The sequence below is a fragment of the Desulforhopalus glucosivorans genome (assembly GCF_054397165.1).
Genome location: NZ_AP044854.1, coordinates 3370456 through 3386039, shown reverse-complemented (window position 1 = coordinate 3386039; position 15584 = coordinate 3370456). Strand labels below are relative to the sequence as shown.

Annotated in this window: 19 protein-coding genes; 17 read left to right on the top strand and 2 right to left on the bottom strand. The window is 43.2% G+C overall.

Annotated elements, in window-relative coordinates; all coding sequences use genetic code 11:
* The first annotated feature begins 109 nt into the window (after positions 1-109).
* The 3 genes from ACX6CI_RS14715 (at position 110) to ACX6CI_RS14705 (ending at position 2331) form a co-directional block, all read left to right on the top strand.
* On the top strand, positions 110-508 hold the full coding sequence (locus ACX6CI_RS14715; RefSeq protein ID WP_458774399.1) for an H-NS histone family protein: 399 nt from the start codon (positions 110-112) through the stop codon (positions 506-508).
* A 378-nt stretch (positions 509-886) separates the two neighbouring features.
* On the top strand, positions 887-1489 hold the full coding sequence (locus ACX6CI_RS14710) for a 4Fe-4S dicluster domain-containing protein (RefSeq protein ID WP_458774398.1): 603 nt from the start codon (positions 887-889) through the stop codon (positions 1487-1489).
* On the top strand, positions 1486-2331 hold the full coding sequence (locus tag ACX6CI_RS14705; protein WP_458774397.1) for a 4Fe-4S binding protein: 846 nt from the start codon (positions 1486-1488) through the stop codon (positions 2329-2331). Before ACX6CI_RS14710 ends, ACX6CI_RS14705 begins: the two co-directional genes overlap by 4 nt.
* A 73-nt stretch (positions 2332-2404) precedes the next feature.
* Here ACX6CI_RS14705 and tenA read toward each other — a convergent pair whose 3' ends face one another.
* Entirely contained in the window at positions 2405-3097 is a 693-nt protein-coding gene (gene tenA, locus ACX6CI_RS14700; protein ID WP_458774396.1) for a thiaminase II, read from the bottom strand.
* Between the two features lie 135 nt (positions 3098-3232).
* Between tenA and ACX6CI_RS14695 the strand changes: the two genes are divergently transcribed.
* The 14 genes from ACX6CI_RS14695 (at position 3233) to ACX6CI_RS14630 (ending at position 14833) form a co-directional block, all read left to right on the top strand.
* Positions 3233-3916: an ABC transporter ATP-binding protein gene (locus tag ACX6CI_RS14695; RefSeq protein WP_458774395.1), complete on the top strand. Its 684-nt coding sequence runs from the start codon at positions 3233-3235 to the stop codon at positions 3914-3916.
* Positions 3916-6417 carry an ABC transporter permease gene (locus tag ACX6CI_RS14690; RefSeq protein WP_458774394.1) on the top strand — a complete coding sequence of 834 codons (2502 nt, stop codon included), beginning with the start codon at positions 3916-3918 and terminating at the stop codon, positions 6415-6417. Before ACX6CI_RS14695 ends, ACX6CI_RS14690 begins: the two co-directional genes overlap by 1 nt.
* Entirely contained in the window at positions 6417-7088 is a 672-nt protein-coding gene (locus tag ACX6CI_RS14685) for an arylesterase (protein ID WP_458774393.1), read from the top strand. Before ACX6CI_RS14690 ends, ACX6CI_RS14685 begins: the two co-directional genes overlap by 1 nt.
* A complete protein-coding gene (locus tag ACX6CI_RS14680) occupies positions 7088-8467 on the top strand; it encodes a sigma-54 interaction domain-containing protein (RefSeq protein ID WP_458774392.1) in 1380 nt (459 codons plus the stop codon). Before ACX6CI_RS14685 ends, ACX6CI_RS14680 begins: the two co-directional genes overlap by 1 nt.
* 193 nt (positions 8468-8660) lie before the next feature.
* Positions 8661-9098, top strand: coding sequence for a hypothetical protein (locus ACX6CI_RS14675; RefSeq protein WP_458774391.1), 438 nt, complete (start codon positions 8661-8663; stop codon positions 9096-9098).
* 307 nt (positions 9099-9405) lie between these two features.
* Positions 9406-9654 (top strand): LysE family translocator, encoded by a 249-nt coding sequence (locus ACX6CI_RS14670; protein WP_458774390.1) that lies wholly within the window; start codon positions 9406-9408, stop codon positions 9652-9654.
* A 457-nt stretch (positions 9655-10111) separates the two neighbouring features.
* Positions 10112-10492 (top strand): NifB/NifX family molybdenum-iron cluster-binding protein, encoded by a 381-nt coding sequence (locus ACX6CI_RS14665; RefSeq protein ID WP_458774389.1) that lies wholly within the window; start codon positions 10112-10114, stop codon positions 10490-10492.
* A gap of 365 nt (positions 10493-10857) precedes the next feature.
* On the top strand, positions 10858-11190 hold the full coding sequence (locus ACX6CI_RS14660) for a DUF5320 domain-containing protein (RefSeq protein WP_458774388.1): 333 nt from the start codon (positions 10858-10860) through the stop codon (positions 11188-11190).
* A gap of 80 nt (positions 11191-11270) precedes the next feature.
* Positions 11271-11654 carry a hypothetical protein gene (locus ACX6CI_RS14655; RefSeq protein ID WP_458774387.1) on the top strand — a complete coding sequence of 128 codons (384 nt, stop codon included), beginning with the start codon at positions 11271-11273 and terminating at the stop codon, positions 11652-11654.
* A gap of 19 nt (positions 11655-11673) precedes the next feature.
* Positions 11674-12531, top strand: a complete 858-nt coding sequence (locus ACX6CI_RS14650; protein ID WP_458774386.1) for an ATP-binding protein — start codon at positions 11674-11676, stop codon at positions 12529-12531.
* The gene (locus ACX6CI_RS14645; RefSeq protein WP_458778473.1) at positions 12528-13433 is read left to right on the top strand and encodes an ATP-binding protein; all 906 of its coding nucleotides are present in this window, start codon (positions 12528-12530) and stop codon (positions 13431-13433) included. Before ACX6CI_RS14650 ends, ACX6CI_RS14645 begins: the two co-directional genes overlap by 4 nt.
* 21 nt (positions 13434-13454) lie before the next feature.
* Entirely contained in the window at positions 13455-13838 is a 384-nt protein-coding gene (locus ACX6CI_RS14640) for a NifB/NifX family molybdenum-iron cluster-binding protein (protein ID WP_458774385.1), read from the top strand.
* 175 nt (positions 13839-14013) lie between these two features.
* Positions 14014-14373: a NifB/NifX family molybdenum-iron cluster-binding protein gene (locus ACX6CI_RS14635; protein WP_458774384.1), complete on the top strand. Its 360-nt coding sequence runs from the start codon at positions 14014-14016 to the stop codon at positions 14371-14373.
* Between the two features lie 16 nt (positions 14374-14389).
* Complete coding sequence (locus ACX6CI_RS14630; RefSeq protein ID WP_458774383.1) at positions 14390-14833, top strand: iron-sulfur cluster assembly scaffold protein; 444 nt, start codon at positions 14390-14392, stop codon at positions 14831-14833.
* A 155-nt stretch (positions 14834-14988) separates the two neighbouring features.
* Here ACX6CI_RS14630 and ACX6CI_RS14625 read toward each other — a convergent pair whose 3' ends face one another.
* Positions 14989-15339, bottom strand: coding sequence for a DsrE family protein (locus ACX6CI_RS14625; protein ID WP_458774382.1), 351 nt, complete (start codon positions 15337-15339; stop codon positions 14989-14991).
* Between the last annotated feature and the right edge of the window lie 245 nt (positions 15340-15584).

Here is a 15584-nt window from a genome sequence, read left to right as displayed (position 1 = left end):
TAATATAATATGATTGTGAGAAATAAGTAGACAAGTAAGAGAAAGGGATTAATTGTAAGGTGAAAATTTCGTTACATACAATATTATTAACCCATAAAAAGGAATTTCCATGAATGAATTTACTGCTGTTCTTTGTCATGCAAGACGATTTAAAAGTGCTGTTAAAGAATTAACTGTAGAACAGTTGGAAGAAGTTAAACAGAAGCTGGATAAAATAATTATAGATCGTGCTAAGGAACTTGAAGAGCAAAAGAAAGAAAATGCAGAACGGTTAGAGAAAATTAAAAAAATTCAGGAAATGCTAGTAGCTGATGGAATTGCAGTCGAAGAATTGCAGGCAATTCCAGCTAAAAAAACAGCAAAGCGTGCTCCGCGTGAACCGAAATATGAGATAAAAAATGATGCGGGCGAACGTGTGACCTGGACAGGGCAAGGCCGTATGCCGAATGTGTTTAAGGCTCAGGTGGAAAAAGGGAAAAAAATGAAGGAATTTCTAATAAAAGCGTGATTGTTTCCGTTGTTTGATTAATTCCTCCTGGAAAATTGTAACGAAAAAACAATAACCGGAGGTATTAGGGAATGGTTTGCGGCATCAAGGGAGCTTTCCCGATGTATCTCCTGTTTGCATCGGTTAATAGTGTAAGTTTTATAAAGTATTGTTGGTCGGTAGGCCAACAATACTTTTTTTGTTTATGGCCTGTTATCATTCCTGGACTAGCTGAGTTCTTTAATCGAGTAATTGATTGTATTTAAATAGAAAACTCAATGTTGTGTTGGAATATTCTGTTATTCTAGACTGAAAAAATATACTATTTTTGCCTTGTAACTATGGTATGTTACTTTCAGTTAATTGAAATTCATTCTTAACTCTATTTGAGGTTATCTGGTGAAACGGAGAAAATTTCTACAATTTCTTGGCGGGAGCTCCGCCTGCCTTTCACTTCTACCTGTTTTTACACATTCGTCATTTGCTTCAGTCCTGAAGTCTCCCGTTGTAACAAACCGTCTACGGCCGCCTGGCGCAGTTCCTGAAGAAATATTTCCCGCAAAATGTATTCGATGTGGTCGTTGCGTGGAAGTCTGCCCTTATCGTTCAATCACCATGTTGGATATTCGTTCAGGTGTCCATGCAGGGACTCCACTAATTGAGGCAGAAAAAATTCCCTGTTACCTCTGTATGAAGTGTGTTGATGTGTGCCCAACAGGAAGTCTGAAGAGAATTAAGCAGACTGAAACGAGAATGGGATGTGCGGTGATCAACAAGTTCGTATGCGCAGCATGGGAGGGAAAGACCATGTGTCGAACCTGCTATGATAAATGTCCTTTTCCAGAAAAAGCAATCAGGCTTGATCAGTTACGGCCAGTCATTGATAAGGATGCTTGTACAGGTTGCGGTCTTTGTACCCATGCCTGTCCTGTGACTACAGTAGATGGGAAAAAAGCAGTTAATATTGAGCCGCTCTATGCAAAAGAAAAGGTGACTCAATGATTGGTGTAGGAAATAAAAAGCTGGGCCTACAGAAAAGTCAGCCCGGAAAAAGAACGTATTATGGGCGGTATCGATTTTTTATTTTATCGTTGGCCTTTCTTGTTATTTTAATTAACCCTTTTGTTAACTATTATCTGCATCAAAATTTTATTCAAGGATGGTATCAATCTCTTGGAATAGGCAAACTCTGGTTCGTATCTCCACTTGAAGGGTTAGAAAGTCTGCTCATAAGTAAGGCTTTTTACCTCCCTTCTATAGCAGGAATGGTTATACCAGTTTTACTTGCCCTGTTTCTTGGTAGGGTATTTTGTTCCTGGCTCTGTCCAGTAACTTTTATATTAGAAATATTTGATCGAGTTCGAAAAGTTTTTACAGGAAAGAAGTATATTAATAATGGTCTTCTCGTCGCCAAGAAGGTGTTGTGGTTTACTCTTATTGCAGAACTTCTGCTGAGTATGATTTTAGGTGCTCCTGTTTTTGTTTTTCTCTCTCCGCCAGGGCTTGTTGGACGGGAGATTATGATGATGGTCTATTTTAAGACATTTGCTTTTGAGGGGGGTATTTTGCTGCTCATCTTATTTTTAGAGCTTCTTACCCGTAGATTTTTTTGTAGAAGTTTTTGTCCGTTGGGGGCTCTGCTTGCTTTTATCGGTAGGAAAAGAAGTCTTCAGGTGACAATCGATACGTCAAATTGTGTCAATTGTGGTATCTGCGAGCGGGTCTGCCCAATGGGTCTTGATCCCCAGCAGGGAGAGGGGGGAAGTAGCTATTGTTGGAACTGCGGCGAGTGTTTGGACAGCTGTCATTTTGACGCCCTGCACTATAGCTGGAAGGAAAAGTAAAAGAAGAGCACACGAGTGTCTGATATGCTCATTTTTCCCAACTCTTCTTTTGTCTGTTTCCGTAGGTATCGTATCAACTCAAATGCAGCCCCATCTCCCAAAACCCTATCTCAAGGGTTGTGGCTTGTTTAAATGTTTTTTGGAGGCTTTGCAGGCGGTCATTACCCATTCGTGAGGCAGCAAGTTTGTCTAGATGAGCAATTGCACCTCGTGAAATCCCCTGGTATTCATCTCCAGCATACATTTCTATCCAGTCTCTATATGGATTACCATTAAGTTTTGTGGCCGGATCTTCCATTAAACGTTTACAGATGACTGCATAGCCTATAACACATGGGGCAAGAGCCACATGGAGATCGAGAATATCTCCTGCAAGGCCGCGCTCAAGTACGTAACGGGTATAGGCCATGTTCGCGTTTGATTCGTCGATCTTTTCCAACTCGTCCTCGGTAATGTTCCACTGTGCACAGTAGGAAACATGGAGATCCATTTCAAAATTGAGATGTGCATTAAGCGTTGTTGCAGCCGCACGCATGTCAGCCAGTGTCTCTGATTTATATACGGCAAGGGCCCATGCCCGTGAAAAATGTATGAGAAAAAGATAGTCCTGCATCAGGTAGTGACGAAAACATTTTTCCTCAAGAGTGCCAGCCCCGATACGTTTGACAAATTCATGGTTGCAGTAGGCTTGCCATTCCTTTTCGCAACCGGAACTGAGTTGATCAAAAAGAGTTGGTGTTAAGGGCTGGTTGTCGTTGTCAGTCATATTTATGTCCTGCATGGTTGAGTTCAAATAATGAAAAATGGCCAAATACTATACCCCTCTTTTGTTTCTCTGAACAGGTATTATAGTAGTCAGGTATCTCTATAATACTGAGGCTCTATTGCAAAGGATTGACTAATGACGACAAAGATTATTGAAGCGGATAACATCTCAAAACATTTTACTCCTGGGGGCCAACGTGTTCAGATCTTAGATAACATCAGTCTTGCGGTTGATGCCGGAGAGTTTGTCGTGGTGGCGGGGAGTAGTGGGAGTGGTAAGTCTACTCTTTTAAGCGTGCTATCGGGGCTTGATAAGCCTGACGATGGACGGGTTCAACTGGCATCTGTTGATATCACACCCCTTTCTGAGGATGAGCTCGCTCCCATTCGAAATGAGTTGATCGGTTTTGTTTTTCAGTCCTTTCACCTCATTCCATCACTGACAGCCATCGAGAATATTCAATTTCCAGCGGAACTTAAAAAAGATAGTCTTGCCAGGGAAAAAGCAAGAGACCTCCTTAATACGGTGGGGATGAGCCACCGTGCCGGGAACTATCCGTCGCAGATGTCAGGTGGTGAACAGCAGCGCGTTGCCATCTGCCGGGCCCTGATTAATGAACCTGAGATTGTTTTTGCCGACGAGCCCACTGGAAATCTCGACTCAGAAAATAGCGAAGGGATTATTGATCTTTTGTACAGCTTACATATGGAATCAAAGACGACCCTGGTCATCGCAACACACAGTCACTCCCTTGCTGCCCGGGCTGGGCGGATTATCCGTCTCAATGATGGACGTATTGAAGAAGGGCGGGGTATGTGATGAATTTTCGCTTCATTCTCTCTGAAATATCCCATAGCCGCGGACAGGGCCTGATCTTTGTGGTCTGTGTTGCCTTGTCCCTTGTGAGTTTGGTGGCGATAAATAGTTTTCACCGTAATGTGAATCAGTCACTTATGGCTGATGCCCGTAAATTACACGGTGGTGATGTTATCATTCGCTCCCATCATCCCCTCGCTCAAGGAATCGTCACTAAGCTGGGGGAGTTGAAAGATCTTAAGGATGTTGACGTCAGCAGGAGTTGGGAATTCTATTCGGTTGCGCGGTCTGCCACCAAGGAAAAGACGGTGCTAGCAAATATCAAGGCAGTGGATGAATACTATCCTCTGTATGGGGCTGTACGTCTTGCATCCGAAAACAATTTTCAAGATGTACTGCAACAGGGCAGGGCTGTGGTTGCGTCTTCTTTGCTCGCAAGACTTGAGGTAGCGGTTGGAGAAAAGATTCAGGTTGGTTCTATATCGCTTACAATTGCAGATGTAATTGAGTCAGAGTCCCAGAGACCAGTCAATTTCTTTGATTTTGGTCCGCGTATTTTTGTCTCTTCGTCAGACTTGGAAGCGATGGATCTCTTAAAAGCTGGAAGCAGGGCACATTATGAGGCTCTTATTAAAATGGATGGCGAGAGTGATCCCGATCTTTTGGCAAAGAGCTTTGAACAACTTGCAACGCCGGGGCAGGAAAATGTTTCTACCTATGTAAGTGCCCCCTCCCGTGTAAAACGTTTTTTTGATAACCTACTGTTTTTTCTCTCTCTTATTTCCGTTTTCACCATGCTTTTGGCAGGCATTGGGATGCAGAGCTCACTGGCTGCACTTTTACGCCATAAAGAAAAGAGTCTGGCGGTCATCAGAGCCCTTGGCGCAAGTTCCTCATTTCTCTTTAAACACTATATCGTTCTTGTGCTTACTCTGAGCCTTGTGGGGTGTGGAGTTGGTATCTTTGGGGCGTATATTCTGCAACAGAATTTCACTACAATTTTTGCGGGACTGCTACCGGATAATATACAGCTTGGATTATCGCCAATAGATATTGTTGAAGGGACCTTACTTGGGCTGGCTGTGGTTGCCTTCTTTTCATTTTTTCCCCTGCGCTCTCTCTCTTTGGTAAAGCCGGTTGCGGTGTTACGAAAGGAAACGGAGGCTGAATATTCCAAATCAACCTATATCTTCTTTCTTTGTGGCGTCTTTCTTTTTACAGGGCTTATCATCAGGCAACTCGATGATGTTAAGATTGGACTCTATTTTGTGGCGGGAATCTTCTCTCTGGTGGCCGTGACAACATTGCTGGTTGTTCTGTTATTGTTTTTTATGGGGCGGATATCATCGGGAACGCTTTCGTCCCGTCAGGCGCTGAGAAGTCTGTTGCGACCTGGGAATGCTGCAAAAACAATCATTGTGACCCTTAGCTCCGCTCTGACCCTGCTTCTCACCATAGGCCTTGTTCAAAATAATCTTCGATCTACCTATATTGCCTCCTACCCTGACGATGCGCCGAATCTTTTTTGTATAGATATTCAAAAAAACCAAAAAGATGGTTTTGTGGAGTTGCTAGGAGAAGGTGGAGCTGAGTTGTTTCCTGTAATTCGAGCACGACTCCTTGCTATAAATGGTGAAAAGGTCGTGCGGGAACAGGAGTTGGAAAAAAGGGGTGATAGTCTTGCCCGGGAATTCAATTTGACCTATCGGGATAGTTTACTTGAGGATGAGGTCCTCTTAGAAGGCGATTCTCTTTTAGGTACAGGAGTTGTTGAGCCGGGACTTGTTCCTGTTTCTCTTCTTGATTCCGTTGCAGAAATGGGCAATATGGGCATGGGCGACATCCTCACCTTTAATGTACAAGGCTTAACATTGAAGGCCCAAGTGGTGTCGGTGAGAAGTCGTACTAAATCGATGCTGTATCCCTTCTTTTATTATGTTTTTTCAGAGAAAGACCTTGGTCCTGCTCCCCAGACTTTTTTTGCGGCATTGACAATTCCATCTGCTGAAATTGGTCAGGTTGAAAATAGAGTTGTTGCAAAGTACCCAAATATTTCTACGATAAATGTTGCTGAGACAGCCAAAGAACTCGGGAAGATAATGGAAAAACTTTCTTCTGTGATCACCTTCTTTTCACTGTTTTCTATTGTTGCAGGTCTTCTCATTCTTGTTAGTTCAATTCTCGCCACCCGTCTTGCGCGGATACAAGAGGCGGTATTTTATAAGATTCTGGGCGCAAACTCCTTTTTTGTATGGCGGGTATTCGCCATAGAAAACCTCATCCTTGCTCTTGTGAGCGGGGGATGCGCCTTCCTTATTTCGCAGATTGCCAGTTGGACGCTTTGTAACTTCGCCTTTGATATCAAACACAGTCCGGATCTCATGTTCTGCTTACTGTTACTTGGATCAGCAACTGTTATTGTGGTTTCAACGGGACTTGTATCATCATTATCAATTATTAGAAAAAAGCCAGGCCAGTTCCTTTCAAAAAAGAGTGTAGAGTAATGATGCGAAATCTAGTGTCAGTTTTTATCGTGATGGCATGTATGTTGTTTGGTTGTATTGGGGAGCCAGAGAAAGCCATTGCCCGAAATGTAGAACAAACAGAGGAAATACCTGTGAAGACGATTGTTGCCTTAGGAGATAGTTTGACTGCCGGTTTTGGCGTAGACCTGAGTGAGAGTTATCCCTCTCTTCTTGAAACAAAACTTAAGGCCAATGGCTATGATTATAGGGTGATTAATGCAGGCGTCAGCGGTGAGACCAGCAGTGGGACTCTTGCAAGGCTTGAATGGATTCTTACCCAAAAACCAGACATTGTGATCGTTGAGACTGGAGCAAACGATGGTTTGCGTGGTGTTACAACGGACCTGCTTGAAGAGAACCTTAGACAAATTGTCACAATTCTTCAGGAAAGAAATGTTGCCGTCCTTGTTGCGGGAATGCAGATGGTGTGGAATCTTGGACCTGAGTACGTGGCCGAGTTTAATGCGACCTATCCTCAAATAGCCAGGGAAAAGGGTGTGGAGTTGATGCCTTTTTTCCTTGAAGATGTGGCCACGAGGTCAAATCTGAATCAGGGTGACGGTATACACCCCAATGCAGAAGGGTATAAGGTGATTGTTGAGAATATCTATCCTTATGTTATTCGCGTTATTGAATCGGTAAATTCGTGATGGATGATAAGAAAAAAGTGTTTTCAGAGGCAGCCAATGAAATCATACTGGAGTCGATTTCTGACGGTGTGTTTACAGTGGATCATAACTGGCGGATAATGAGTTTCAACCGTGCCGCGGAAAACATTACAGGGACACCACGAGAAGAGGCCATAGGGCGATTCTGTTGGGAGGTCTTCCGTTCTAATATGTGTGAGGGGGATTGTGCACTCAAAAGAACGATGAAGGAGAATAAATCATTTGTCTCCACTTCCACTTATATAATCAATAACAAGCAGCAGCGTGTGCCCATCGGAGTTTCTACTTCCCCTTTGCAAAATGATAAGGGTGAGGTCTTAGGAGGTGTGGAAACCTTCAGAGATCACTCACTGGTGGAAGAGTTGCGGCGTGAAATTACTGCCAGTTATGTCCTTGGGGATATGGTGAGCAGGAGTGCCTCCATGCGGCAGATTTTTAACATTCTTCCCCAGGTCGCAGAAAGTGATTCAACGGTCCTTATTGAAGGGGAGACCGGAACAGGAAAGGGGGTTCTTGCGTCCACAATCCATAGTCATTCCGGGAGAAAAGATGAACCCTTTATAGCGATTAACTGCGGTGCTCTGCCCGACTCTCTGCTGGAATCAGAGCTTTTTGGCTATAAAGCGGGGGCTTTTACCGGGGCTGACAAAGATAAGCCAGGTCTTTTTGAAGCAGCTGGAAAGGGGACTATTTTTCTCGATGAGATTGGTGATACCAGCCCCGCGTTCCAGGTTCGTCTGCTGCGGGTGCTTGAGGAAAAAGAGTTTCAGCCACTTGGCAGTGTTGAAAAATGTACGACAGATACCAGGATTATTGCGGCAACCAATCTTGATCTTGAGGAGAAGGTTTCAGAGGGTAGTTTTAGACGTGATCTGTTTTACCGCATTAATATTGTTCGCTTCAAGCTTCCTGCGCTTAGAGAGAGAAAAGAGGACCTGCCGCTTCTGGTTGAGCATTTTATCAAGAAACTCAATCGTATTAAAGGTCGTTGTATTACCCAGCTTAATCAGGAGGCAATGGCACTGCTTCTTGCCCATGAGTTTCCAGGAAATATCCGGGAGCTTGAAAATATAATAGAGCATGGATTTGTGCTTTGTCAGGAAGGTGAAATAGATAAAAAACATCTTCCAACATACCTGGGTAATCAATCAGGAAAAACTGTACCGGTGCCTGGCCCAGAGATGGTTCCAAATCTGCAAAGAGCTGAAGTGGACATCATCCTTGAGAGTCTCAGGCGGTGTGACTACAACCGCCTGGCCGCAGCCAAAGAACTCGGTATGCACAAGAGCACTCTTTTTCGAAAACTCAAAAAATACGGTATTGAACTTCCCGACCGCGACGGCAGGAGTCGCAAAGGCTAAGTCGAAAGTTACAATGCTATTTGTACTACTGTCGGCGAACAATATAGTTTGACCATTTTGCTCTTTCTTTGATGGTCAATTAATGCCGTGCTATCTTGCAGGTTGTCTAACGGTATTTCCTGGATATAGTGCTCTATATGTTTGATACTAGGGAATGTTTCACACAACAACTTTAGACACAGGTTAAGAAAGCATGAATATCACATCTTTTTATATAGCACTCGTTGCGCTGTTTATTTTCTCAGGATGTAGCAACAACAGTATTGACCCAGAGTTGGCAGGAAGTTGGGCATTTGAAAATCCATCGAACAAGATTAAATCGCTAACGTTTAAAGGTGATCTTTTGGGTCTAAACGGGAACACACTAGATATTAAGGGCGGAGAGTATAAGTTAAAGTTTTCCTATACCGTTGATACCAGCGATGTACCATATAAGCTGTACACAATTATTTATGCCCTAAATAGCAAATTAAAGACCCCATACGCTATTTATAAAATCAATGGTAATAAAATGACCTTATGCTATGCAGAGGAAAAGCAAAAGGTTTTGTATGGTAAACCAGTTGGTAAGCCTAAGGAGGAATTCCCTGAGTATTTCACTAAAAAATGTGTAAATTTGAAAAAGATTTAATCCTAATGAGGTAGCCAAGATTTTCCCTTATTTGTGTTATCAGCTTTGATTCTAAGTCATGACTTCAGGGTCTATCATCCATACGATTGCAGCATCTGTTGGTATCTCAGCCGTTGTTGCCTCATCTGCACTGCTCTTTTCATTAATAAAATGGATAGGTGCTGGTTATTTTTTTATTTGGGTGCAATGTTACTTTATAGAAATGAAAATGACCTAGTTTCTCAACTTGAGGTTAAAGAAGCAATTATCTCAAACTCCTTTTAAATTTACCAGCAAGGTCTTCTAACAAACATATTGAACCCTAAGGTTGCTTTTCTTTTTGACATTTCTTCCTCAGTTTGTTGACCCTAGAGGTGAATATCAGATTTCCTCGTATTTAATTCTTGGAGCAATATTTATTTTTACAGGAACAATATGGTGCTTAGGATTGGCCTATTTTTCTTCACTTAGCTTTCAAAATCTTCGCTCAAATCCAAAGATAAAAGTTTTGTTAAATAAGGTGATAGGAACAATTTTCATGGGTATGGGGATAAAACTCATAAAGGAAAACACCTGAAACTGTATCTACAAAGCTGATTCCAGGAGAACAGAAAGTATAGCTCGAATAATAGTGTTGATACTTTCCAATTTTGATCAAACTATATTGTAACTGATAAAAGTTTATTGGCCTCCGACAACTACCCTCCCCCATCTTGAATTAAGGTATAGATCTTTATGTTGAATCACTTTCTTCATGTTTACAAGGGGGCTTGATTCAGGCCTTAGAAATCAGTTCCATCTTTCTCACCACTTTTACTTCATTCCATAGATAGACAGTAGGGTCGCAGGGTTGCACAGTCGCAATCTATGAGTGCTGTGTGCGACTCTGTATTCTTGTACGGTTGCGATAATGCGACTGTGTCTTTTTGGCCTCATTCCTGAAATAATCAAATAATTCAGCATGTTGTCTATTTTCTAATTTTTGGTCCTTTCCTTGCATATGTTAATAATAGAAAAGGAGAGGAGTCTTGCTTATGAAAATTGCCATTACAGTATGGGGCAACCGTATTTCACCTGTGTTCGATGCTGCAAGTACTCTGCTATTCGTGGAGCTGGGGGATACTGAACCCCTTGGTCGTGAGTTGAAATTGTTTCAGCCCGGACTGCATGAGAGCTTTATTACTCTACTTGTTGAAAATGAGGTTGAGCTTCTGGTTTGTGGAGCCATGTGTGAGAACGCTGTTAACAGGGTAGAGGCTGCAGGTGTAGAGGTCATATCATTTTTGACTGGAGAAGTTGACGTGTTCATTGATGGTTATCTGGAAGGAGCTGACTTTGCAAACTTTGTCATGCCAGGATGCCGTAATGGACGATGTTGTCGCGGTAAATTTAGAAGGGAAAAAGAGCAACAGTAGAGCTGGCATGTGAGAACAATATTTTCTGCCAGCTATGAAATGAACCAACACAATTTCTGTCATTACGGCAGGAGTTTTGGAATAAGACACTAGCCCCGATAAGAAGGAAGTAAGTCGGGATAAGTGTCTTCACGAAATTCAATCTTAAAAAACAAGAACGAATTTCTAAGACACTAGCCCCGATAAAAAGGAAATAAGTCGGGATAAGTGTCTTCACGAAATTCAATCTTAAAAAACAAGAACGAATTTCTAAGACACTAACCCCGATAAAAAGGAAATAAGTCGGGATAAGTGTTTACACGAAATTCAATCTTAAAAACCAAGAACGAATTTCTAAGACACTAACCTTCAGAGGAGGAAATATTATGCCAGGATTAAACAAACAGGGACCTGAGGGAAACGGACCAATGAGTGGAAGACAACAGGGAATGTGCAGGCGAACTGATGAGCTCTCTTTGAGGGGTAGAAAAGATGGTCAGGGGAGGGGGATGGGCGGCCGCTGTCGCGGTTCTTTTCCAGATATTGCGGGAGGACAGGGGCAGATGAAGCAGTCCACTGCTAATGAAGAATTGCAGGCGAAGACGGATGAACTGTCAGCACTAAAATCTGAATATAAAAAGACTCAAACGATGCTTGAAACCCTCATGCAGAAAATTGATGCGATGGAAGGGAAAAAAGATCCAGCTGATAATGCGTAAAGGGAACTGAGATGTCCTGCTAGGTCGCCTGTGAAGATTGTTGAGATTGTATAATAACTGATAATTCAAAACTGGAGAAAATGATGACGCGTATATTTTTTGTTACCGGAGAGCCCGGGGAATTCGATGGATTTATGAAAGGCTTGCCCAGTGATTGGAACAATAGTCTAGGCACCTGTAGTACGCAGGAGTTTGGTTTAAGCATCGTTAAAAATAATCAGGTTGATGTGGTTGTTGTGGGATCTAAGCTGACAGATTGTGAGAGTCTTGAGTTCGCGAAGACCCTAATGAAAAAGCACCCTCTTGTTAACTGTGCCATGGTGAGTGATTTGGACCCTCACGCCTTCCATGAGGCAACAGAAGGTTACGGGATTTTTATGCAGATCCCTGTAAGCCCTGATGAAGAGGATGCGTTGAAGATGGTTGAATTGTATCAATCAATAACAGGACTCATGAACGCGTAAGTACTGGAGATTTATTGTAATGATCATAAGTATTGCAAGCGGTAAAGGGGGGACAGGGAAAACTACGGTGGCGACAAATCTTGCCCTGTCTCTCCATGGTGACGTAAACCTTCTTGATTGTGATGTGGAAGAGCCTAATGCTCATCTGTTTTTAAAACCACAAATTGAGAAAGTGGAGCCGGTTAGCACCTTCATTCCGGAGATTGATACGACAAAGTGTACTCTTTGTAGAAAGTGTACAGATATTTGTCGTTTCTCGGCACTTGCTATTGCCGGTAAGTCACTACTGGTGTTCCCAGAACTGTGTCACAGCTGTGAGGGGTGTCTTGAAGTGTGTGAGGAGGGTGCCATTATTGCGTCTTCGCGGGAACTTGGGGTGATGGAATCAGGGCATTTTGGAGAGGTTGGCTTTTATGCTGGGCGTATGCGGGTGGGTGAGGCAATGTCCCCACCGCTTATTAAGCAGGTACGCACGGTTGAAAACGATCGGGACATTACAATCATCGATGCTCCTCCCGGAACATCCTGTCCGGTAATATCAGCGATGAAAGGAAGTGACTTTGTGCTGATGGTGACAGAGCCAACACCATTTGGTTTGCATGATCTTAAACTTGCGGTGGAAGCTGTGAAGGTCTTAGGGATTCCAAGCGGGCTCGTTATTAATCGGTCGGACTTGGGAGACGATTCTGTTGTCAGGTATGCTGCAGAGGAAAACATTCCGGTGTTGCTCGAAATACCTTTTGACCGAAAGATTGCTGAGGCCTACTCAAAAGGCGTTCCCATGGTTGTAGAATTCCCAGAATGGGCCACAAAATTTCGAGACTTATATGAAAATATTGAGCAACACAGCCGTGGCATAAAGGAGGCGCAATGCTGAAAGAACTTGTAATCGTCAGTGGTAAGGGGGGAACGGGTAAAACCAGTGTGACTGCCGCCTTTGCAGCCCTAGCTGAAAATAGTGTCCTCTGTGATGCCGACGTCGATGCGGCTGATCTTCACTTGTTAATGGCCCCTGTCGTCAGAAAGACAACAGCTTTTATGGGAGGCTCGCTTGCCTCTATTCGCGAGAATGATTGTGTGGAGTGTGGCCGCTGTCTTGAACTCTGTAAGTTTGGTGCAGTTTCATCTGACTTTAAGATAGACCCTCTTAGTTGTGAGGGATGTGGGGTTTGTGTCGATCTCTGTCCCGAGGGTGCGATTGACTTTCCGGTTCAGCAGTGTGGTGAATGGTATCAGTCTGACACCCGTTTTGGGCCAATGGTCCATGCCCGTTTAGGGATTGCAGAAGAAAACTCCGGAAAACTTGTGAGTCTTGTCCGCCAGGAGGCCAGAAAACTTGCCGAATTAAAAGAATGCGAGATGATCGTAACCGATGGTCCCCCAGGAATTGGTTGTCCCGTTATTGCGGCGATTGGTGGTGCGACAGCTCTCGTTATTGTCGTAGAACCAACGGTCTCTGGATTGCACGACATGCAGCGCGTAGCAGAACTTGCTGTTCATTTTAGAGTGCCGGGCCTGGTTGTGGTCAATAAATTTGATCTCAATCCTGATATGACAGAGGAAATAGAGCGTTTTGCAACAGAGCACAATATGCAGCTTGTTGGTCGAGTACCATTTGATCCAATATTTGTTAAAGCAATGATTCAGGGAAAAAGTGTTCTTGAATATGCTCCTGAATCAGAAGCGGCAATAGCTCTTCTTGATGTGTGGAGACGTATTGAGAATTCTTCGTCTATGAATGAGATGGGAATTAAGGATTTTGCAGCAGTAATTAAATAAAATAATAAAGGAGTAGTGAGAATGACAACAGTACGTATTGCAGTACCTTCGGAAGGAGCAGGTGGGCTTGATGGAATGAGAGCAGGCCATTTTGGACATTGTGATGTTTTCACTTTAGTAGATGTGGAAGATGGAGCAATTAAAGAAGTTTCCATTCTTCAAAACAAAGAGCATGTTCAGGGTGGCTGTATGGTGCCTGTGAATATCTTAGCAGAAGCAAAGGTTCAGCGTCTTATTGTTGGTGGTATTGGCATGCGTCCCCTCCAGGGATTTAACCAGGTAGGTATCGATGTATATTACGATGGCGAAAGAAGAGATATTCGTCCGGTGGTTGAAGATATGATTGCTGAGAAATTACCGATTATTGGAGATGACCAGGTTTGTGGTGGCGGTGGTGCTCACTAATCCCTGTTAACGGGAAGCAATCTGACCGGATTTGTGAACGTCTTGGGGCCTTGAAATATATCTTATTTCATGCGCCTCAATGGTTCTCATTTTCGGTAGGTAGCGTCGAATAAGACCTGATAAGCCATCGCATAATGCAGGTATCAGTTCATCAGACTGTATAAGAGGTAGACCAATGAAAATAGCAGTTACGTCGAAAGGACAGGAGTTGTCTTCAGATGTTGATCCCCGCTTTGGCAGGGCACCATTTATAATTATTGTGGATACAGAGTCCATGGCTTTTGAGGCTGTCGATAACAGCACTAATGTTAACGCATTTAAAGGTGCAGGTATACAGGCTGCAACCATGGTGGCAGACAAAGGTGCCGAGGTACTATTGACAGGTTACTGTGGACCAAATGCATATAAAACTGTTGCAGCTGCGGGTGTGAAGGTCGTAAATGATATAACAGGGACTGTTCAAGACGTTGTTACACGTTTTAATGCCGGTGATGTCACCTACAGTGAAGCGGCAAACACTGATGGACACTGGTAGTTGAAGGGGAAGGATTATGAACGACAAGGAGTTTGATGCTCTGATGGACAAAATTCAGAGTGAGGTCTTTGAGGAAGCACGGGAGACCCTTGGTGAAAAGGGTTTTGATCGCTGGCGGAATCCAAAGTTTTGTGGTCGTCTCGATGATGCTGATGGTTATGCTAAGCTCACTGGTGACTGTGGTGATACCATGGAAATGTATATCAAGGTTCAGAACCAACTGGTTAATCAGGTGAGTTATTTCACTGATGGATGCAGCTCCAGTTCCATTGCCGGTTCATTCGCGGCAGAGCTTGCAACAGGCAAGGGGTTTACCGAGGTTCTTGATTTACGTGGTGACGATGTACTTCAGGAAGTTGGACGCTTTCCTGAATCAGAAGAGCACTGTGCCCATTTAGCTATACGTACCCTGCAGGAAGCTTTAAATAGTTATCTGATGGCTCAGGCAAAGGTTGATTAGTGCACCCCGTCTTCCAGGTTGCTGGCGCTGAGAACACACAATGACCTGACAGCATGTTTCTTATATGCTTTAACAAAAAACCGGTATGACTGGAACAGTCATACCGGTTTTTTGATTTTTCATACTTCTTGATCATACTTCCTGATATACAGGCCTTAAAAATTAAATACCTTTGATTCTGCAGCCATATCGATCAGGTGAGGACCACCATCAAGCACCATATTGGAGTTGAAGTTGGCCTCGTCAAGGTTTCTGTTTTTTGCACATGGGGTACAGATTCCTGTGGTGACTTCATTTTCAACAAGATACGGAAGATAGTCGGCTACACAGTCCCCTGTTACAGTTTTTTCGCTGCCGTCTTTTCCCGCTATGGCCCAGTCAACACCACTGTCTATAAAGAACATGTTCACATTATGTCCTTTTGAATGGGCAATTTTGGCAAATTGAAAACATCGTGTTGCTTTTTCATTGTCGTTGGATTGTAAAACGAAGAGAAATTGTGCCATGGTGACCTCACTAAAAAGAGAATATGACAACAGGAATAATCATCAACTCCTGCACTTTTGAACTCCTTTGTCAGGATACTGCAAAAGAAAAATTATCCAAGCTGGAAATGCACTTTATGTAAATATTTCTTTGCCTTGTACTACTATGCAGGATAGTATGGCTCAGTTAGGGGTAGTGTGGTATTACTCTGTGGCGAACAATGTCCCATGCTCCTTCTAAACTATGGGTAGAAAATGATTTTCAA